The organism is Streptomyces sp. NPDC003327, from assembly GCF_053589515.1.
Genome location: NZ_JBSFSA010000051.1, coordinates 1 through 19,928, shown reverse-complemented (window position 1 = coordinate 19,928; position 19,928 = coordinate 1). Strand labels below are relative to the sequence as shown.

16 protein-coding genes and 1 pseudogene are annotated in these 19,928 nt (G+C 74.6%); 6 read left to right on the top strand and 11 right to left on the bottom strand.

Features of this window, described 5'->3' with window-relative positions:
* Positions 1–53 precede the first annotated feature (53 nt).
* Entirely contained in the window at positions 54–980 is a 927-nt protein-coding gene (locus tag ACWDVG_RS27745; protein ID WP_451703044.1) for an SDR family oxidoreductase, read from the bottom strand.
* A 242-nt stretch (positions 981–1,222) separates the two neighbouring features.
* Here ACWDVG_RS27745 and ACWDVG_RS27740 point away from each other — a divergent pair, with 242 nt between their 5' ends.
* Both ACWDVG_RS27740 and ACWDVG_RS27735 read left to right on the top strand, forming a co-directional pair.
* Entirely contained in the window at positions 1,223–2,722 is a 1,500-nt protein-coding gene (locus ACWDVG_RS27740) for a cryptochrome/photolyase family protein (protein ID WP_451703042.1), read from the top strand.
* A gap of 93 nt (positions 2,723–2,815) precedes the next feature.
* The gene (locus ACWDVG_RS27735; protein WP_451703040.1) at positions 2,816–4,069 is read left to right on the top strand and encodes an NAD(P)/FAD-dependent oxidoreductase; all 1,254 of its coding nucleotides are present in this window, start codon (positions 2,816–2,818) and stop codon (positions 4,067–4,069) included.
* A gap of 91 nt (positions 4,070–4,160) precedes the next feature.
* Here ACWDVG_RS27735 and ACWDVG_RS27730 read toward each other — a convergent pair whose 3' ends face one another.
* The 3 genes from ACWDVG_RS27730 to ACWDVG_RS27720 all read right to left on the bottom strand — a co-directional run bounded on the left by ACWDVG_RS27730 (position 4,161) and on the right by ACWDVG_RS27720 (position 7,253).
* The gene (locus ACWDVG_RS27730) at positions 4,161–4,820 is read right to left on the bottom strand and encodes a fasciclin domain-containing protein (RefSeq protein WP_451703039.1); all 660 of its coding nucleotides are present in this window, start codon (positions 4,818–4,820) and stop codon (positions 4,161–4,163) included.
* A gap of 181 nt (positions 4,821–5,001) precedes the next feature.
* Entirely contained in the window at positions 5,002–6,552 is a 1,551-nt protein-coding gene (locus ACWDVG_RS27725; protein ID WP_451703036.1) for an SDR family oxidoreductase, read from the bottom strand.
* A 125-nt stretch (positions 6,553–6,677) separates the two neighbouring features.
* Entirely contained in the window at positions 6,678–7,253 is a 576-nt protein-coding gene (locus ACWDVG_RS27720) for a fasciclin domain-containing protein (RefSeq protein WP_451703035.1), read from the bottom strand.
* Positions 7,254–7,432: 179 nt separating this feature from the next.
* On the opposite strand from ACWDVG_RS27720, the gene ACWDVG_RS27715 reads away from it, so the two are divergent.
* Positions 7,433–8,944, top strand: a complete 1,512-nt coding sequence (locus ACWDVG_RS27715) for a DUF4246 domain-containing protein (RefSeq protein WP_451703033.1) — start codon at positions 7,433–7,435, stop codon at positions 8,942–8,944.
* Between the two features lie 49 nt (positions 8,945–8,993).
* Here ACWDVG_RS27715 and ACWDVG_RS27710 read toward each other — a convergent pair whose 3' ends face one another.
* Together ACWDVG_RS27710 and ACWDVG_RS27705 are read right to left on the bottom strand one after the other, a co-directional pair.
* Positions 8,994–9,362, bottom strand: coding sequence for a VOC family protein (locus ACWDVG_RS27710; RefSeq protein ID WP_451703031.1), 369 nt, complete (start codon positions 9,360–9,362; stop codon positions 8,994–8,996).
* Between the two features lie 58 nt (positions 9,363–9,420).
* Positions 9,421–10,878: an MFS transporter gene (locus ACWDVG_RS27705; RefSeq protein WP_451703029.1), complete on the bottom strand. Its 1,458-nt coding sequence runs from the start codon at positions 10,876–10,878 to the stop codon at positions 9,421–9,423.
* Between the two features lie 98 nt (positions 10,879–10,976).
* Between ACWDVG_RS27705 and ACWDVG_RS27700 the strand changes: the two genes are divergently transcribed.
* Positions 10,977–11,585, top strand: a complete 609-nt coding sequence (locus tag ACWDVG_RS27700; RefSeq protein ID WP_451703027.1) for a helix-turn-helix domain-containing protein — start codon at positions 10,977–10,979, stop codon at positions 11,583–11,585.
* 46 nt (positions 11,586–11,631) lie between these two features.
* On the opposite strand, the pseudogene ACWDVG_RS27695 reads toward ACWDVG_RS27700, so the two are convergent.
* Together ACWDVG_RS27695 and ACWDVG_RS27690 are read right to left on the bottom strand one after the other, a co-directional pair.
* Positions 11,632–12,378, bottom strand: a pseudogene (locus tag ACWDVG_RS27695) (cytochrome c oxidase assembly protein); the annotation flags it as partial.
* Positions 12,375–12,866: a DUF2243 domain-containing protein gene (locus ACWDVG_RS27690; RefSeq protein WP_451703024.1), complete on the bottom strand. Its 492-nt coding sequence runs from the start codon at positions 12,864–12,866 to the stop codon at positions 12,375–12,377. The pseudogene ACWDVG_RS27695 and the gene ACWDVG_RS27690, both read right to left, overlap by 4 nt.
* 475 nt (positions 12,867–13,341) lie before the next feature.
* On the opposite strand from ACWDVG_RS27690, the gene ACWDVG_RS27685 reads away from it, so the two are divergent.
* A complete protein-coding gene (locus ACWDVG_RS27685) occupies positions 13,342–15,360 on the top strand; it encodes an ABC transporter ATP-binding protein (protein WP_451703023.1) in 2,019 nt (672 codons plus the stop codon).
* Between the two features lie 24 nt (positions 15,361–15,384).
* Here ACWDVG_RS27685 and ACWDVG_RS27680 read toward each other — a convergent pair whose 3' ends face one another.
* Together ACWDVG_RS27680 and ACWDVG_RS27675 are read right to left on the bottom strand one after the other, a co-directional pair.
* Complete coding sequence (locus ACWDVG_RS27680) at positions 15,385–16,473, bottom strand: polyprenyl synthetase family protein (protein ID WP_451703021.1); 1,089 nt, start codon at positions 16,471–16,473, stop codon at positions 15,385–15,387.
* On the bottom strand, positions 16,470–17,609 hold the full coding sequence (locus tag ACWDVG_RS27675; protein WP_451703019.1) for a tetratricopeptide repeat protein: 1,140 nt from the start codon (positions 17,607–17,609) through the stop codon (positions 16,470–16,472). The genes ACWDVG_RS27680 and ACWDVG_RS27675 overlap by 4 nt, the downstream gene beginning before the upstream one ends.
* Positions 17,610–17,897: 288 nt before the next feature.
* Between ACWDVG_RS27675 and ACWDVG_RS27670 the strand changes: the two genes are divergently transcribed.
* Positions 17,898–19,049 (top strand): AI-2E family transporter, encoded by a 1,152-nt coding sequence (locus ACWDVG_RS27670; protein ID WP_451703017.1) that lies wholly within the window; start codon positions 17,898–17,900, stop codon positions 19,047–19,049.
* Positions 19,050–19,109: 60 nt separating this feature from the next.
* Here the strand turns inward: ACWDVG_RS27670 and ACWDVG_RS27665 are convergent, their stop codons facing one another.
* A complete protein-coding gene (locus tag ACWDVG_RS27665; RefSeq protein WP_451703016.1) occupies positions 19,110–19,814 on the bottom strand; it encodes a hypothetical protein in 705 nt (234 codons plus the stop codon).
* Between the last annotated feature and the right edge of the window lie 114 nt (positions 19,815–19,928).

The window sequence follows — 19,928 nt, the reverse complement described above, 5'->3', positions numbered from 1 at the left end:
ATATTGAACCACGGCGCCGTTGGGGGAGCCGACGCGGTCGACCGTCGCCGCGTTCACTGAGCCGGACGCCCGCGACCGTGGCGCGTGGCTCCCCGCACGGCGGAGCGGTCGATCAGCGTCTCCTCGATGCGGCCGCCCGTACCGAGCAGACCGGTCTGCTCGAAGGTGTGCTCCCGCAGGAGCCGGGGCAGCGTGCGCCGGGAGAGCAGGTCCACCGCGACGGGGTAGAACGGCCGCCCGGCCTGGGCGAGCCGGAGCCACGGCGGGGCGTAGACGGAGGCGCGGCGCCGCTCGATGCCCCGCACCAGCCAGGCCGCGACCCGGTCCACCGGGTACACGCGGCGGGCGGGGGCGGGCATGTGCCCGCGCAGTTCGCGCAGGACCGTGTGGCGGTCGACGTCGCGGACCATGTCGGTGTCGGTCCAGTGCAGGTACGCCACGCCCACGCCGACGCCCAGGTGGGCCACCTCGGCCCGCAGCGAGCGGGCGAAGGCCTCGGCGCCCGCCTTGGAAGCGCAGTACGCGCTCATCATCGGGGCCGCGCCGAAGGCGGCGGTGGAGGCGACCTGGAGGAAGTAGCCGCCGGTGGCCCGCAGTCCGGGCAGGAAGGCGCGCGCGGTGACCGCGCTGCCGACCAGGTTGACCTCCACGACGCGGCGCCAGGTGGCGGGGTCGGAGCTCTCGAAGGGGCCGCCCTCCGCGACGCCCGCGTTGGCGACGACGACCGACGGGGCGCCGAGGGTCCGCGTCACCTCCTCGGCGGCCCGCTCCATCGCCGCGTCGTCGGTGACGTCGACCTCCACCACGTGGCTCTCGGTGCCGAGCGTCACGGCGACGGCGGCGAGCGTGGCGTGCTCCCGTCCCAGCAGGGCCACGCGCATGCCGCGCGCGGCCAGCAGTCGCGCCAGTCCGGCGCCGAGCCCGCGGGCGGCGCCGGTGACGACCGCGACACGGCCTCGGGGTTCCGGGGAACGGGGCATGAGGGCCTCCGATGAGGAGAGGGGAGGACGGGGCCGGGGCCTCGCCGCCTGCCGGAGTACTTCTCCGGGCGCGGGTACCCCGGATGCGGGCGGAGGCCACCTCGCGGCAGCGTCACCCGTTCGGACCGCATCCGGCCGGGGCCCCGTGGGCGAACCCAGTGAGCGCGCACGACGACCGCGCGACCGGCTCGACCTGCTCGACCGGGCAGGCAAGACGTGGCGGGCATGAGGACGGACGAGGCATGACGGACACGCACTGGCTCTTCGGGGACCAACTGGGACCCTCCTTCCTGGAACCCGGCGACGACGGCCCGGCCCGTGACGCGCCCGTGGTGATGGTCGAGGCCCGGTCCGTCTTCCGGCGCCGCCGCTTCCACCGGGCCAAGGCCCACCTGGTCCTCTCGGCCATGCGGCACCGCGCCGCCGAGCTCGGTGACCGGGTCACCTACGTACGGGCCGACACCTACGGGGAAGGGCTGCGGAAGGCCGTGGGCGCCGGCCGGGTGACGGTGCACCACCCCACCTCGCGGGCGGCGCTGCGTCTCGTGCGGTCGCTCGGCAACGTCACCGTGCTGCCGCCGCGCGGCTTCCTGGTCGGTCCCGAGGAGTTCACCGCCTGGGCGGACGGGCAGCGCGCGCTCCGCATGGAGAACTTCTACCGGCACGTCCGGCGCGGCCACGACCTCCTCATGGAGGGCGGCGAACCGGCCGGCGGCACCTGGAACCTGGACCACGAGAACCGCCGGCCGCCGCCGCGCGGAGCCCGCACGCTGGGTGCCCCGGCGCCGTACCGCCCCCGTGAGGACGCGATCGACGAGGAGGTCCGGCGCGACCTGGACCGATGGGAACGCGACGGGGACGTCTCCTTCGTCGGCCGCGACGGTCCTCGGGCGTTCCCCGCGGACCGTCGGCAGGCGCTCGCCGCCCTCCGGCGCTTCCTGGACCACCGGCTCGCCGGATTCGGCGCGCACGAGGACGCGGTGCTCGCCGACGACGGCACCATGAGCCACAGCCTGCTGTCGACGTCCCTCAACCTGGGCCTGCTCGATCCGGCCGAGTGCGTGGAGGGGGCGGAGGCGGTCTGGCGGGCGGGCGGCGCGCCGCTGAACTCGGTGGAGGGGTTCGTCCGGCAGATCGCCGGGTGGCGCGAGTACGTGTGGCACCTCTACTGGTACTTCGGTGAGGAGTACCGCACGCGCAACGCCCTCGGGCACACCGGCGCCCTCCCCCGCTGGTGGCAGGAGCTCGACGCGGACGCCGTGTCGGCCCGGTGCGTGGCGACGGCCCTGCGCCAGGTGCGGGACACGGGGTGGACCCACCACATCCCGCGGCTGATGATCCTGGGAAGCTACGCGCTCCAGCGCGGCTGGGACCCGGCCGCCGTCACGGACTGGTTCCACCGCAGCTTCGCCGACGGCTACGACTGGGTGATGCTGCCCAACGTCGTCGGCATGTCGCAGTACGCCGACGGGGGCCGGATGACGACCAAGCCGTACACCTCGGGCGGCGCCTATATCGACCGCATGAGCGATCTCTGCGGCCCCTGCCCCTACCGTCCGGACCGCCGGGTCGGCGAGGACGCCTGCCCGTTCACGGCCGGGTACTGGGCCTTCCTCCACCGGCACCGGGACCGCCTCGGCCGCAACCACCGCATGGCGCAGCCCGTCCGGGGCCTCGACCGCCTGCGGGACCTGCCCGCCCTCCTGGAGCAGGAGCGGGGACGCGGGGCGGGGCCGCCCTGAGGGCACGGCACGGGGCACGGAACGGGCACGGCCCGAACCGGCGCGCGAACCACGGCACGCACCACCGAACGGACGAGACGGAAAGAGGACGGCATGGCGACGACGAACGGTACGCGGCACGACGTGGTCGTGGTCGGCGCGGGAGCGGCGGGGCTCGCCTGCGCCGGGGACCTGGGCGCGGCGGGTCTGCGGGTGCTGCTCCTCGAGGAGGGCGACGCCGTCGGCGGCCGGATGCGCACGGACCGGGTGGCGGGCTTCACCGTGGACCGCGGCTTCCAGGTCTTCAACACGTCGTACCCGCAGGTGAAGCGGCGCCTCGACCTGAGGGCGCTGCGGCTGCGGCCGTTCACGCCGGGCGTGCTCGTGCACACCGAACGGGGGCCGCGCCGGTTCACCGACCCGAGCCGCCGCCCGAAGGAGAGCGGGGACCTGCTTCCCGGGCGGCTGGCGTCCGGCCGGGACCTGCTCGCGCTCTCCGCGTTGTCGGCGCGCGACGCACTGGCACCGGCGTCCGTGCTGCGCCGCGGTTCCGACGGGACCACGCGGGACGCCCTGGCCGCGGCGGGCGTGTCGCCGCGGCTGGTGGAGACGTTCTTCCGGCCGTTCCTGTCCGGCGTGTTCCTGGAGGACCGGCTGGAGACCTCGGCGCGCTTCTTCCACCTGGTGTGGCGGAGCATGCTGCGCGGCACGCTGTGCCTGCCGGCCGGGGGGATCGGCGCCGTGCCCGCCCAGCTCGCGGCCCGGCTGCCCCCGGGCGTCCTGCGGACCGGCACCGCGGTCGCCGCCCTGACGGCCGGCGGCGTGGCCCTCGCGGACGGGAGCGAGGTGCGGTCCCGCGCGGTCGTCGTCGCCACCGGGCAGCGGGCCGCGGCGCGGCTGCTCCCGGGGCTCCGCGTGCCGGACGGACGGACCGTCACCACGCTGTACCACGCGGTCGGGCGGCCTCCGCTGGACGAGCCCGTGCTGGTCGTGGACGCGGCGCGCAGGTTCCTCAACACCTGCGTCCTCACCGCCGTCCAGCCCGGTTTCTCCACCGACGGCCGGGCGCTGGTCTCCACCTCCGTGCTCGGCTCCCCCGGTCCGGCGGAGACGGACGCGGTCCTGCGGGCGCTGGGCGAGGCGTACGGCGTGGACACGGGCGACTGGGAGGCCGTGCACCGCGTCACGGTCACCGACGCGCTGCCGGCGATGCCCGGCCCCACCCCGCTGTCGCGGGAAACGCGGTGGTCCCGCGGCCGGTACGTGTGCGGGGACCACCGGGCGACCGGCTCGCTGCAGGGCGCGCTGGCCTCGGGGGCGCGGGCCGCCCGGACGGTCCTCGCGGACCTGCGGGCGGGCACGGCCTGACGGCGCGCGCCCGCCCGCGGGGGCTCGCCGGAGCAGTCCCCTCCTCGGGCTCCTCGGGGCGTCCCGGGCTGCTCCCGCCCGGTGCCGCGGGCTACTTGGGCATGAGGACGGTGTCGACGATGTAGACGTTGGCGTTGGCGGTCTTGACGTTGCCGCAGACGACCTTGGAGGTGTCGTTGACGGTGTAGTCCTCGCCGGAGCCCTTCGTCGTGATCATGCCCTTCTGGAGGGTCTCGAAGGAGCCGTTCTCCAGCTGCGCCGGGGCGAGCCTCTGGCCGACGACGTGGTACGTGAGGATCTTCGTCAGCGTGGCCTTGTCGGCGAGGACCTTGTCCAGGTCGGCCTTCGGGATCTTCGCGAAGGCGTCGTTGGTCGGCGCGAAGACCGTGATGTTCTCGGCGTTGTTCAGGGTGTCGACAAGACCGGCCTTCTGGACGGCGGTGACCAGGGTGGAGAGGGCCGGGTTGTTCGACGCGGCCGTCGCGACGGGGTCCATCGCCATGCCCTCGAACGAGCCCGCGCCCTCCTTCGGCACGCCCGCACAGGCCGGACCGAACGGCGCGCCCGCGGCCGTCGCGCCCTCCGCCGGGGTCGCGGCGGTGGTGGGGTCGGCGGCCGGGTCGGCGGCGGCCGAGGTGGGGGCCGCGGCCTTGGTGTCACCGTCGGAGTCCGAGCAGGCGGCGAGCGAGAAGGGCAGAACGGCGGCGGCGGTCACGGCGACGGCGCCACGGCGGATGCGCAGGGAGTTCATGGGTGTTGCTCCTCGGGGGTTCCTCGAAACGGATGCGGGAGCACCGCCCCCGGCGGCCGCGCCACGCGCGGCCGCCCGGGGACCAAGGGGGCTCCGGGTGCCGGGGGTTCGGGCGGTCGAACCGCCGCGGAAGGTGCTCACAACCCGTCATTCGGCGCCGTCCGCCCGGCGGATGGGTCCTTCACTCGAACGAGTGGTGACCGGTCTGTTCCCGCAGGTCCCCGGGCCTTCTCGCGCCGCTCTCCGTCTCTGCGGTCCGGGCGATGTTCCTGGCCATGCCGCCGAAGACCACGGCGTGGAACGGGCTCACGCCCCACCAGTACGCCTGCCCCGCGAGGCCCCTGGGGTGGAAGAGCGCCCGCTGCCGGTAGGTCGTCCGGCCCTGCTCGTCACGGTCGACGGCCATCTCCAGCCAGGCGAGACCCGGCAGGCGCATCTCGGCCCGCAGGCGCAGCAGCCGGCCGCGGTCGATCGCCTCCACGCGCCAGAAGTCCAGCGCGTCGCCGACCCGGAGGTGCTCCGCGTCCCTGCGCCCCCGGCGCAGTCCCACGCCCCCGACCAGCCGGTCGGCCCATCCCCGTACCGCCCAGGCCAGCGGGAAGGAGTACCAGCCGTTCTCGCCGCCCACGCCCTCGATGACCCGCCACAGCGCCTCGGAGCTCGCGTCGACGGTGCGGGAGCGTTCGTCGGTGTACAGGCTGCCGCCCGCCCAGTCGGGGTCGGTCGGCAGCGGGTCGCTCGGCGCGCCGGGCGTCGAGGCGGAGGACCAGCGGGTGGCGACGCGTGCCTCCCGCACGCGGCGGAGGGCGAGGCGGAGGGCCTCGTCGAAGGGGATGGGCCTGCCGGGGCGGTCGGGCACGTACCGTGCGATGTCGTGCTCGGCGCAGACCACCTCGTGCCGGAGCGACTCCGTGAGGGGCCGGGCCAGGGACGCGGGGACCGGGGTGACGAGGCCGATCCAGTGGCTGGACAGGCGGGGGGTGAGGACCGGCACGGGGACGATGAGGCGCTTGCGGAGCCCCGCGACCCGCGCGTACCGCTCCATCATCTGGCGGTACGTGAGGACGTCGGGCCCCCCGATGTCGAAGGTCCGGTTGACGTCGGCGGGCAGGGTGGCGCTGCCCACCAGGTACCGCAGGGCGTCGCGGACCGCGAGGGGCTGGACGCGGGTGCCGACCCAGCTGGGCGTGACCATGACGGGAAGGCGTTCGGTGAGGTACCGGAGCATCTCGAAGGAGGCCGATCCGGAGCCGATGACGACGGCGGCCCGCAGGACGGCGGTGGGGACGCCCGAGTCGAGGAAGATGCGGCCCACCTCCGTGCGGGAGCGCAGGTGCGGCGAGAGTTCGTCCTCCGGCACGCCGCGCGGGGTCAGACCGCCCAGGTAGACGATGCGCCGCACCCCGGCGGAGCGGGCTTCGGCGGCGAAGGTGCGGGCGGCGTGCCGGTCGGCGTCCTCGAAGCGCGACGTCGAACTCATGGAGTGGACGAGGTAATAGGCGACGTCCACGCCGGCGAACGCCTCGCGGAGGCTCTCGGCGACCGTGACGTCACCGCGTACGGTCTCCACCCGGTCGGCCCAGGGGAAGTCGCGGAGCTTCTCCGGATGCCGGGCGAGGCAGCGCACGCGGTGTCCCGCGTCGAGCAGCTCGGGGACGAGGCGGCCGCCGATGTAGCCGCTCGCGCCGGTGACCAGGCAGAGGGCGCCGTCGCCCGGGGTGGGAATGTCCATGGGCTGATCCGTTTCACCGTTCTCCGTGGCGTACACGTGCCGTGGAGTGCTTCGTCCTGACGGAGGCGGGCGGATGCGGACCCCACCGCTCCGCGGGACCGGTCGCGGCCGGTCCCGCGGGCGCCTCACTTCGGCATGAGCACGGTGTCGATGACGTGGACGGTGGCGTTCGACGTCCGCACGTCGCCGCAGACGACGGCGGCGGTGTCGTTCACCTCGTACGTGTCCCCGGACCCGGCGGTGGTCAGCATGCCGCCCTGCAGGGTGGTGAAGGAACCGTCGGCGAGGTCCGCCTTCTCCACCGGCTCGTCGACGACGTGGTAGGTGAGGATCTTGGTGAGCTGCGCCTTGTCGGCGAGGACCTTGTCCAGGTCGGCCTTCGGGATCTTCGCGAAGGCGTCGTTGGTCGGCGCGAAGACCGTGATGTCCTTCGCGTTGTTCAGGGTGTCGACAAGACCGGCCTTCTGGACGGCGGCGACCAGGGTGGACAGGGCGGGGTTGTTCGACGCCGCCGTCGCCACCGGGTCGTCGGCCATGCCGGCGAACGAGCCGGCCCCCTCCTTCGGCACCGCGGCGCAGCCGGGGCCGAACGGAGCCCCGTCCTCGGCGGACGCCTGCGGGGCGAGGGCTCCGAACGAGATCCCGAGGGCGAGGGCCGCCAGGGCGGCCGGGACGCGGCGCCGGGTGAACGTGGTGTTCATGACGTGCTCCTTCCACCGGCCGGCCACCGGGTGGGCCGACCGTGGATCGGTGTGACCTCTCACCGGACATTCGGCGCGCGGCGCCTTCGCGGATGGGGTCGGCGGCGACTTTTCCCGCGCTGTCGGACCCCTGAAGTATTGTTCGCGGCACCGCACACCGACCGTGAGGACCAAGAGAATTGTCCGGCCTTTCCGCCTTCCCGCTGCCGTTTCACGGCTCCCGCTATTCCATAGCGCTTTCCACGCCCCGGACCCTGCGGGAGCTGCAGATGATGCAGTGCAGCGCGCACATCCGGGAGAAGCCGGGGTGGTTCGACAAGATGCACGACGCCGAGATCGCCGGCAGGTGGACGCGGGAGGCGGTCGCGCAGGGCCTCACCGAGGCGCAGGTGCGGTACGTGCTCGCCGAGCTCGCGCACTACGCCGCCCTGCGGGACGGACGGACCGGCGCAGAGGTCTCCGCCGTCGACGGGGTGTGGCAGTCGGACTCCCTGGTCGACGACGCGCTCGGGTCCCGGCTCCGCTCGGCGGTCGAGGTCCTGGAGCGGGTGCCCGAGGCCGATCTCGACTGGCATCCCGGGTCCGACGGCCAGGTGCTGGACCTCGTGCATCCCTCGCTGTTCTGCCTGGTGCGCGAGGTGAGCGGCGGGCCCGAGCGGGCGTGGGAGAACCCGACGAACGACTACTCGAAGTACGAGTTCTCGGAGAGGTTCCAGTGGTTGCCCACGGACGTCGAGGTCAGTGACGAGGGCGACGTCGCCCTCCGTTCGTACGTCAACAACGTCCACCCCGAGAAGCACGCCGAACTCGTCGCCGTGCTGCCGGAGTTGTTCGCGCGGTTCCGCCCCCTCTTCGAGAACGTCCTCACCGATCTGCGGCATCCGCGGCCGCTGCGGATCGAGGCGGATCCGTACGGCTGGTACGACTCGGAGCCGGTGCACCCGGACAGGGCCGACTTCGGTGACGACGAGAGCTACCGCAAGGCCGTCGACGCCTATGACCTGGCGCAGGACGACTGGTGGGACAACCGCCGCCCGGTGGTTCCGGACGCCCCGGAGTTCACGCCGCCCGAGGCGCCCGACGCGTCCGCCCGCGTCGACCTCCGCGGCCGCGGCCTCCAGGTCATCGTCAAGCTCGCCACGATCCACCTCACCCCGGAGAAGCCCGAGTACGCCGGCGGCTCCTGGCACGTCGAGGGCATGCTGAACGAGCGGATCGTGTCGACCGGCATCTACTACTGGGACAGCGAGAACATCACGGAGAGCCGGCTGAGCTTCCGGACGGCCCTCGACGACCCGGAGTACGAGCAGAGCGACGACAACGGCGTGCGCGAGGTGTACGGCCTGGAGACCGAGGACGCGCTGAACCAGCTGCTGGGATCGGTGCCGACCCCGGCGGGCCGGTGTCTGGCGTTCCCGAACCTGCTGCAGCACCGCGTCGACCCGTTCCGGCTCGCGGACCCCACCCGCCCGGGGCACCGCAAGATCCTCGCGTTCTTCCTGGTCGACCCGGAGCGGCGGATCGTCTCCACGGCGGACGTCCCCCCGCAGCAGCCGTGGGCCGAAACCTCGACCATGACGCTCGACGAGGCCAAGGCGTACCGCGAACAGCTCATGCAGGAGCGCAAGTTCTTCGTCGCCGAGCACAACGAGCAGCTGTACGAGCGGGAGTTCTCGCTCTGCGAGCACTGAGCGCCCGCGGCTGACGAGGGGAGGGGGGACGCGTCGGGGCGGCGCGGTGTCAGGGGGCCGGGACCGGCTGGGTGAGGTTCACCGGGTTGCCGTCGGGGTCCTTGATGTGGGCGACGCGCTGCCCCCACGGCATGTCGGTGGGGCCGCCGCGGACCGCGCCGCCCAGCGCCGTGACCCGGCCGAGCGTCGCGTCGACGTCGTCGACAGCGATGCCGAGCAGGATCCGCGGCGCCGTCCCCTCCCCCACGCCCTCCTTGGCCACCAGCCCGAGGTCGGTGTCACCGATGCGCAGGCCGAGGTAGAACGCCGGGCCCTCCTCCGGCACCCGGAAGACCTCCTCGGCGCCGAACAGCTCCGTGTAGAAGGCGCGCAGGACGTCGAGGTCGGCCGTGAGGATCACCGGCTGGATGGTGGACATGGGGCACTCCTGTCGAGAACGGTCGCGTCACAGACCAGACCGCACGACGCGCCGTAACTCATCGGCGGCTGCGCCCGCCCGCGGACGGGGCGGCGCGGTTCGCGGGAGGGACGGCCGTCGGGCCGGACGCATGGGCGACACCGCGGGACGCGTGGGCGACGCAGAGGAGCAGGGCGCCGCAGGCCGCCACGGCCGCCCAGCCCGGACGGGACGCGAGCGCGAGTCCTGCCGGGCCGGCGGAGGCGACCAGGCCGCCGGCGAGGGCGATGCCGAGGGCGGCGCCGATCTGCCGCGCGGTGGAGGTGATCGCACCGGCCACGCCCGCGCGGGCGGGGGGCAGTCCGTTGACGGCGGTGTTGGTGATCGGGGCGTTGGCGAAGCCGAACCCGATGCCGATGAGCGCGAGCGCGGCGAGGAGCAGGGGCACGCTCGTGTGCGGGGTGAGCCGGACCAGGAGCAGTCCGCCGACCGTGACGAACCCGCCGGCGAGGAGCAACGGCAGCCGCGGCCCCGTACGGCCGACCATGCGGCCGGACCAGGGGGCGCAGACGGTCGCGCCGACGGCCAGGGGCAGCGCCGCCGCACCGGCGGCCAGCGGCGTCCAGCCCCGGGTGTGCTGCAGGTAGAGGGTGGTGAGGAGGAGGGTCGTGTTCAGGGCGACGAAGACCGCCACGGCGCCCACGACGGCGCCGCCGAAGGCCGGTCGCCGGAAGAGCCCGAGATCCATCAGCGGGTCGCGGCGGCGGGACTCGACCCACAGGAACCCGGCCGTCGCCGCCGCGGCTCCCGCGTATCCCGCCCACGCGGCGGGAGACGTCCAGCCGACGCGCGGTCCTTCGATCAGCACGCCGACGACGAGGACGAGGACCGCGGTCAGCAGGATCTGTCCGGGCAGGTCGAGTCGTCGGGCCCGCGGTGCCCGGGACTCCGGCACGAACACCGCGCTCAGCAGCAGCGCGGCCGCGACGACGGGCGCGTTGATCCAGAACAGCGCCCGCCAGTCGAGCCCGGCGAGCAGCGCGCCCCCGGTGAGGGGTCCGGCGGCCATGCTCAGGCCGAAGACGGACGCCCAGACGCCGATCGCCCGCGCGCGTTCCCTCGGGTCCGGCATGGCGTTCACCACGATCGCCAGGGCCACCGGGCTGAGCATGGAGGCGCCGACTCCCTGCAGGGCGCGGCCCGCGACGAGCGCGTCCGCCGTCGGGGCGACCGCGCAGAGCAGTGAGGCCGCGCCGAACACGGTCAGCCCGCACTGGAACACCCTGCGGCGTCCGAAGCGGTCCGCCAGGGCGCCGGAGGAGATCAGGAGGGCGGCGAGGACGAGGGTGTAGGCGTCGACGATCCATTCGAGACCGCGGGTGTCGGCGCCGAGGCCGCGGCCGATCGTCGGCAGGCCGACGTTGACGATGGTGGTGTCGAGGCCGACGAGGAACATGCTCAGGCAGCAGACGGCCAGCACCGTCCAGCGTCCGCGTGCGCTCAGTTCGGGTGGTGCGGGGTGTGTCGTCGTGGTCACGGTCTACCTCTGGAGGTACGGGAACAGTGCCCGGCAAGGTTCGGCCCGGACGACGGCCCCGGCCCATCGTTTTTGCGGACCCTGCAAAAATGGCCCCCATGGACACGGGAACGCGGGACGCGGAGCTGGCGCGGATCCTCGACGGCATCGGGCCGCGGCTGCGCCGGCTGCGCAAGGAACGGGGACTCACGCTGGAGTCGCTCGCGGCGTCGACGGGCATCTCCGTCAGCACCCTGTCCCGGGTGGAGTCGGGCCGCCGTCGCCCGACCCTGGACCTGCTCATCCCGCTGGCCCGCGCGCACCGCGTGGCGCTCGACCAGCTGGTGGCGGCGCCGGCCAGCGGTGATCCCCGGGTGCACCTGCGGCCGCTGCGCAAGGAGCGCGGCAGCGTCCTCGTACCCCTGACGCAGTACCCGGGTCGCGTGCAGGTCTTCAAGCAGGTGCTGGCTCCCCGGCCGCCCGAGCTCGTCACCCACGAGGGGTACGAATGGCTGTACGTCCTCGCCGGCCGGCTCCGACTCGTCGTCGGGGAACGGGACTTCACGCTGAGCCCCGGGGAGGTGGCCGAGTTCGACACCACCGAGCCGCACTGGTTCGGCCCGGCGGACGGCTCGGGCGCCGTGGAGATCCTGCACCTGTTCGGTCCGCGGGGGGATCAGGCCGTCGTCCGTACCGGGCCGTCTCACGCCGCGTCGGCGGACGGCTGACACGGCCGCGCGCGGCGAGCGCGCGGCCGGTGGTCCGGTACCAGGAGGCGGCCAGCACGACGGCGAGCGCGGCTTCGACGAGATCGCCGCCGTAGTACATGACCTGGGCACCGGTGTGCAGGTCGGCGGCGGCGACGACGGTGCCGGGCGGCTCGGCGGCGTACAGGGTCTTGGCGAGGACGGCGTGTGCGGCGCCGGCGGCAAGCAGGGTGAGCCCGCGCAGGGCCGGGCTCCAGCGGCGGCGTACGGGGTCGAGCTGACAGACGGCGAGGGTGAACAGCGTGCCGGCGGCCAGGAGGTGCAGGTGGAGCGCCGCGTGCAGCCACCGGTCGTGCTGCGCGGCGGCGAACAGGCCGGTCCTGTACAGCAGCCACAGGCTTCCGACGTCCAGCAGGGCCGCCAGCGGCGGGAAGACGAGCCGGCCCACCGGGCGGGAGTGGGCCAGGGCCAGCAGGCCTCGGCGCGCGCCGGAGGGGGGCAGGGCGCGCAGGGCCAGGGTGAGGGGGCGGGCGAGGACGAACAGCAGCGGGGCCGCCATGCCGACGACGAGGTGCTGGGCCATGTGGACGGTGAACGCCCCGCCCGGCAGGGGGCCCACCGCAGCCCAGGCCAGACCCGTGCTTCCGGCGGTGAACGAGGTGTCGCGCCACCGCGGCCAGGCGTCCCCGCGGCGGCGCAGGCGGGACGCGGCCGCTCCGTAGACGACGGCCGCCAGCAACGCGGCCGCCGCGGTGACCGGCCCGGCAAGACCCGGGCCCGCGTCCGGGCCGGAGTGGACGTGCGCGAGGATCACGACGTCGCCGAGGGCCGGCCGCGGCGGGCCGCGCGGACGGCCAGTCCCGCGCCGGTCAGGAGCAGCACCAGGCCGGCGAGGTTCCACGCCCAGTCGTAGGGGGTGACGTCGACGCCGTAGCGGACCTGGTGCAGGCGCAGCAGTTTGTGGTCCACGATCCCGTCGAACAGCTGGAAGACGCCCGTGCCCAGGAAGAACCCGGCCCAGGCGTGGGCCGGGGCCAGGGCCCGGCGGCGCCGCAGATCGGCGAAGAGGAAGAACCCGGCGACCAGGGCCAGCAGTTCGGCCGTGTGCAGCAGCCCGTCCGAGAGCAGCCCCACGCCGGGGGTGGACCGGTCGTAGAAGTGGTGCCAGCCCAGGATCTGGTGGAAGACGATCTCGTCGACCGCGGCCGTCACCGCGATCCCGATCACGCCGCACACCACCGTCGACCTGCGCGGCTCGGGCCGCGCTTCGGGGGCCCCGGGCGGGTGGGCGGGTGTGCTCATGGGTCTGCCTTCCTGAAACGGACGCGTCTGCTGCCCCGTACGCCTACCCCTCCCACCGGATGTGAGCCCGCCGGTCACCGCATCCGGGTGACCCGCGGGACGGCACGGGTCACGACGCCGGGGGCGCCGGGGTGGCCGCCGGGACGGCGGTGGCGGCCTGGACCGTGGCGGCGCCCGCCACCGCGGCGCAAGGTGCTCGCGCGGTGTCGGCGTTTCGGCCATCGGCAGGGGACGCCGGGGTCCGTGTCCCCCACGGGTCGATGCAGGCGCCACGGACGCGAAGGCGCGTGGCCGCGCGGTTCGCACCCCGTCCGAAACACATGTGTTCGAAAGGCCGGGCGGCCTCGTTGAGCCCCACGACACCCCAACTACCGCTCCTGGAGACCGCCTTGTATCCCCTTCCCGCCACCCCGGTCCCGCTTCCCCCCACCGCCCGCGCCCTCCGCCCCTCACGCCCGGACACGAGGTGGGGGGCATGACGGGCCGCGCCACCGATCCGTCGTCGGCCGCTGCGGCGAGTCCTTCGGACTCGGAGCACCTGCTGTTCGGCGGCGAACTCACCTACGACCACGGCTGGGGCGCCCACGACGGCGCCTGGCTGAAGCTGGGGCTGCGCGCCATGGCCGGTTCGCTGCCGCGTCAGGTCGCGGTGGCGGTCCGGCTGGCCCGCGAGGCCGACCCGCGGGCGTTCACCACGGTCGCCGTGAGCGAGGTCGCGCGCGGCGTCGCCCAGGCCGTCTCCCTGATCGCCGTCAACGCCCTGCTCGTCGAGCTGCTGGCGCCCGGCGACCTCGCCGACCGGCTGCGGGCGGCGCTTCCGTCGCTGGTGCTGGTCGCCGCCCTCGCGGTCGTCGGCTCGGTGTGCCGGTCGGCCACGTCCGCCGCCACCGGCATCCTGGAGCCGAAGGCGCAGCGGGTGGCGACCGAGCGGTACCTCTCCCTGGTGGCGCGCGTGGAGCTGGAGGCCATCGAGGACGACGACTTCCACAAGTTGATGGACTCCGCCCAGTGGGGCGCCGACTCGGCCCGGCGGATGGTCGGCTACTGCACCGCCGTCGTCACCTCCGCCATCTCCCTGACCGCCGCCGCGGGGGTGCTCACCGTCCTGCACCCGGTCCTCCTGCCGCTCCTCGCGCTGATGGCGCTGCCCAGCGCGTGGGGCTCGCTGACCATGGCCCGGCACCGGTACATCAGCTGGCACCGCTTCGTGCAGCACGTCCGCGCCGCCAAACTGATCAGCCAGCTGCTCATCAACCAGCAGGCGGCCGCCGAGATCCGCGTCCACGACGCGGCGCCGTTCCTGCTGCGGCACTTCCGGCGGATGGCCGAGACCAGCGAGCGGGAGCAGACCCGGCTGGCGTGGGCGGGAGCCCGCACCCACACGGTCGCCGACGCGACGCGTGGCGTCGCCACCGTCGCATCGTACGGCGTCCTCGGGTTGCTGCTGTGGCACGGGCAGATGGGCCTGGCCGTCGCCGGCACGGCGGTCCTCGCGATCCGCACGGGGGCGGCGAGCATCACGGACCTCGTCCTGCGCGTCACCGACGTCCAGGAGGAGGCCCTGTTCGTCGCCGACCTGCAGAAGCTGTGCGAGGAGGCAATCCGGCGGGCCATCCCCGTCGGGGGGCTCGACGTGCCCGCCGACGCCGACGTCCGCTTCGAGAAGGTGTCGTTCACCTATCCCGGCGCGGACCGGCCGTCCCTGCGGGAGGTCGACCTCGTCATCCCCCGGGGCCGGACCGTGGCCCTGGTCGGACGGAACGGCTCGGGCAAGTCGACCGTCGTCCGGCTGCTCAGCGGCGCCCGGCTCCCGGACTCCGGGCGCGTGCTGTGGGGCGGCGTGAGCACCGCGGAGGCCGACCGCGCGCAGGTCTTCGACCGTGTCGCGATGGTCGCCCAGGACTTCTTCCGCTGGCCCTTCACCGCCCGCGTCAACATCGGCATCGGACGCAGCGGCGCCGCCATGGACGACCGGACCATCGAGGCGGCGGCGGCGTACGCGGGGGCCGACGAGGTCGTCCGGGGGCTCCCGCGCGGCCTGGACAGCCTGCTCGCCCGCGGCTACAAGGGCGGCCAGGAGATCTCCGGCGGCCAGTGGCAGAAGATCGGCCTGGCCCGGGCCAGACACCGCGACGGCGACCTGCTGATCGTGGACGAGCCGACCAGCGCGCTCGACCCGGCCGCCGAGCAGCGGGTCTTCGACCAGATCCACCGGCTGGCCGACTCCGGCCAGACCACGGTCTTGATCACCCACCGCCTCCACAGCGTCCGGCACGCCGACCTCATCTACGTCCTCGACGAGGGCCGGGTCGTCGAGCACGGCACGTTCGCCGAACTGATGGCGCCCGCCGCGGGCGTCGGCGCGTTCCGGGAGATGTACGAACTCCAGGCACGCCAGTTCGTCGACTCGACGGTCCCGGCGCAGCCGGCTCCCGGGGACGGGGCGCCGCGCCCCGCGCCCGGCAGCGTCACCGAGGGGCACGCCCTGCCGTAACCGCCCACGCCCGCCGTCCGTGCCTCACCAGTCGCGGTCCAGGAGGGAGGTGAACAGCGCGTCCAGGTCGCCGGTGGCTCCCGGTACGAGTGAGGCCCGGCGCAGCGCGCGGCGGGCGGAGTCCAGGTGGTGGCGCGCCTGGTCTCGGGTCGCGGCGCGGCCGCCCGCCTCCTCGACGAGTGCGGCGGCGCGCGCCGCGGCCGCCTCGTCGAGGGGGTCGGGGGACGCGAGGAGCGCCGCGAGGTCCCGCGCGGCCGTGCCGCTTGCGGCCAGTGCGGCGAGCACCGGGTAGGTCTTCTTGCGCTGCCGCAGGTCGGCGTGGACGGGCTTGCCGGTGACCGCCGGATCGCCCCAGACGCCGAGCAGGTCGTCCACCGCCTGGAAGGCGACGCCCAGATGACGGCCGGCCCGCTCCAGCACGGAGACGGTTCGGGCCGGAGCCCCGCCGAGTTCCGCGCCGAGCGCCGTCGCGCAGCCCAGCAGGGCGCCCGTCTTGCGTTCCGCCATCGACCGGTACCGCTGCGGGCCCACCGCTCCCGGGCCGCTCCACGGGCGCCGCTCGAACTCCAGATCGTCCGCCTGCCCGGACACCAGCGTGGTCAGCGTCCCGCACAGGTGGCGCACCGCGGCCGCCGCACGGGGGTTCGGTGACTCCGCCAGCGTCCGCAGGGCCAGGGCGAGGAGCGCGTCACCGGCCAGGACCGCCGGACCCGTGCCGTACGCCGTCCAGGTCGCGGGGCGCCGCCGCCGCAGTCCGTCCCCGTCCATGATGTCGTCGTGGAGCAGCGAGAAGGTGTGGACGAACTCCACGGCCACGGCGCCCTCGACGACGACCCGGGCGTCCGCGCCCACGGCCTCGGCCGCCAGGAGGACGAGCGCCTGCCGCACCCCCTTGCCCTCGGAGCCATCCGGGTCCGGTGTTCCGGCCGTGTCGCTCCAGCCCAGGGCGTACGCCGCCATCTCCCCGGTCCACGGGTGCGACCGGCCGACCGCCTCCACCAGGGCGGGCCGGACGAGGGCGCGGCAGCGTTCCAGGGCCCCGGCGGCCCGCGCCGCGGCGGCGGGCGTGGCGGGCACGGACACCGGCGAGAGCGAGGCCGGGACGGCGTTCATCGCGCACCCTCCGCACCGGCCGCCGCCCGCGCGCCCTCCGCACGGCCCGCGGGCCGCACCGCACCCTCCGCACCCGTGTCGGGCAGCGGGCCGATCCCCAGCTCGACGGCAGCCTTGTCGACCATGTCGCGGGCGTACCGCAGCCCGATGCGGTCCAGCGTCGCGCGCAGTTCGACGAGTTCGGCGGCGGTCTCCGCGGCGGGGCTTCCCAGGCGGGCGGTGGACTTGGCGAGGCCGAGGCGCGACAGTGCCGTGCCGCGCGGCTCGTCCATGGCGCGGAACTCCCCCAGCGCCCGCGCGTACCACTCGCGGGCCTCCTCGTACCGGCCCGCCCGGTACAGCACGTTGCCGCGCATCTTGTGGTTGTAGGCGAGCGCGCCGGAGAGCCGGATCTCGCGGCAGGCCTCCGCCGCCCGGGAGAGCAGCGACAGCGCGCGCTCGACGTCCCCGTCCCGTACGGACACCACGTCCGCGACGCCCCGCAGCGCCCAGGCCCACCCGCGCCGGTCGTCGGCGCCGTACGCGATCTCGGCCGCCTCCTCGAAGAGGGCGAGGGCCTCGTCGTAGGAGCCGGTGTTGCGGTGCATCTGCGCGATGCCTTCGAGGGCCCACACCGTGTGCCGGGCCTCGCCGCGGCGGCGGGCCTCGGCGAGCAGCTGCTCGTGCAGCCGCCGCACCGCCGCGTAGTCGCCCTGGATGCGCCCGGTCTCGGCGAGGCCCGCCAGCGAGTAGCCGCGGGCGACGACGTCGCCGCCCCGCTCGCCGGCCTCGGCGGCGAGCCGGAGCAGGCGGTGGGCGAGCCTCAGCGCACCGCGCTGCCGGGCGAGCGTGCCGCCGCTCCAGAGGGCCCACGCCATCGCGCCCTCGTGGCCGGCCGCACGCGCCGCCCGGTAGCTCGCCTTCCACGCCCGGTCCGCCTCCTCGATCCGTCCGAGCCTGCGGCAGGCCTCGGCGACGGCGAGCCCGCAGCGCGCCGCCTCCCGCAGGTCCCCGGCCGACTCCGCCGCCCGCAGCTCCTCGACGGCGCGGGCGAGGACCTCCGGCAGCGAGGCGTTCACCGACAGCGAGCCGAGTGCTCCCTGGTACTCGGGCGCGGACGCCTTCGCCCGCGTCCGCTCGCGTATCCGATCCACCATCACGTCCTCCCGGTCGTCGCCCCGACGGTCGGGCCGACGCGGGGGAAGACGTCGAGCGGGGGCCCGGGTTCCGCCCGGACCCGGAAGTCCGTCTCCGTACGGGCACGGGGTCGTCCTCACGGGCTACGCGACCGCCCTCGGGTCCCCCGCAAGAGGTACGTCGCGAGTCGGGAGGCTCCGAGGGCACACCAGAGGACCGCAAGAGGGCGCCGAGGGGGGCCGGTGGGAGGGGCGGCGAAGGCGACGGCCGTGCGCGGGGCGGGTCGCGGGGTCCCTAGGGTGGTCCCCATGTCTGCCACCTTGAGTTCCACCAAGGCCGCCGCGGCGCTGCGCACAGCGGCCCGCGTGTCGGCCGAGTCGTTGTTGGTCCTGCTGTTGACCGGGGTGACCCTGTGGCTGGTGGGTCGCATGTGGTCCGTCGTCTGGCCGCTGGTCGTCGCCCTCCTCCTCACCACCCTCACCTGGCCGCTGACGCGCTTCCTGCGACGGCACGGCTGGCCGCCCGCGTTGGCGGCGGCGGTGGTAACGGTCTCGTTCATACTCGTCGTGATCGGTGTCGTCGCGCTGATCGCGGTGCCGGTCGCGTCCCAGTCCGGTGAGCTGTCCAAGGGCGTGGTCGAGGGGATCCAGCGGCTGCGCGAGTGGGCGGCCGGACCGCCGTTGAACATCGGCGACGACGAGATCTCCGGTGCCCTCGACACGGCGATGGGCCGCCTCCAGAACAGCGTCGGCAGCATGGTCACCGCCGTCGCGACCGGCGTCGGCACCGTGTTCAACGGTGTGGTGACGGCCTTCCTCGCCCTCTTCCTGATGTTCTTCTTCCTGAAGGACGGTCCCCGGTTCCTGCCGTGGCTGGCCCGCCAGTTGCCCGGTCGGCTCGCCGTCGACGTCCCGGTCGTGGCGGAGCGGAGCTGGGACACCCTGGGGGCGTTCGTGCGCAGTCAGGCCTTCGTCGGTCTGCTCGACGCCGTGTTCATCGGCCTGGGGCTGTGGGTCCTCGACGTCCCGCTGGTCGTCCCGCTCGCCGTGCTGACGTTCGTCTCCGCGTTCGTGCCGATCGTGGGCGCCCTGTTCGCGGGTCTGGTCGCGGTGCTCATCGCGCTGGTGTCGAACGGGCTGACGGACGCGCTGATCGTGCTGGCGATCATCGTGGTGGTGCAGCAGCTGGAGGGGAACGTGTTCCAGCCGATGATCCAGAGTCGCGGGCTGGGGCTGCACGCGGCCGTCGTCCTCCTCGCGGTGACGCTCGGCGGCAGCCTGGCCGGCATCGTGGGGAGCCTGCTCGCCGTCCCGCTGGCCGCGCTGGTCGCGGTGGTCTGGAACTACCTGCGGGAGCAGCTGGGCGAGGAGCGTCCGGACCCGGGCCCGGACGCGGATCCGCGCTCCGACCCGGAGCCGGACCCGGACGCGGCCCCCGCTCCCGTCCCCGTGACGCCCTGACGCCCTGACGCCCTGGGGTATGGGCGCCCTGGGATATGGGCGCCCGGCGGCGGCAGCCCCTCAGCGCGCGGGACCGAAGGCAGGCGGGTGCTCGTTCTCCCCCGCGGGGCCGGGGTCGCCGGGCGTCCACTCCGGGTCGTACGCGCACGGGGCGCTCGCGCCCCCGGTGAAGTACTCCCGGTCCGCGTACCAGGTGAAGGACATCCGCTCCTCGCCGTCGTCGCGCTGGACGAAGAGGTCCCAGTCCCGGCCCCGTTCGCCCTCGCGGTACGAGGTGACCTCCCAGCCCGTGTCCTTGAGGTGCTGGTGGAGCCGGCGGAGGCCGGCGACCGCGCGGTCGGCCGGGACGTGGTCCAGGGCCCATCGGTGGCTCATCGAGGAGGCGCCGTCGACGGTCTCGTCCGCGAGGCCGAGGAGGCCTCCGTCGTAGCAGGAGGAGGCGCCGAAGGTGTTCTCCGTGCTGACGCCGATCTTCTCGACTCCGGGTGCGATCGTCCGCGTGAAGCCGAGGATCCCGTACGCCTCCCGGGAGCGCTGGAAGGCGCGGTTCGCCATCTCCTCGGGTGCGACGCGCGGGTAGTCCGTCGCGTCGTGGGCCGCCCACGCGAGGGTGCCCACCAGGACGAGGACGGCGAGGAGCGCGGCGCCGCCGCACCCGAGGGCGCCGGTCAGGCAGGACGAGGCCCGGGAGCCGGTCGCGCCCGAAGCGGCAGCGGTGTCGGGGGTGGTGAATGAAGCGGCACTGGGCCCGGTCTCGTTCGGCATGCTCGGAGCCCAGAAGCCGGTGCGGCACGGCGGATGGGTACGAGGAGGGGGGCGGGGTGAGTACGCGTACTCACCCCATCGGTAGAGCGGGGGGGGGGGGAAGGGGGTGTGTTT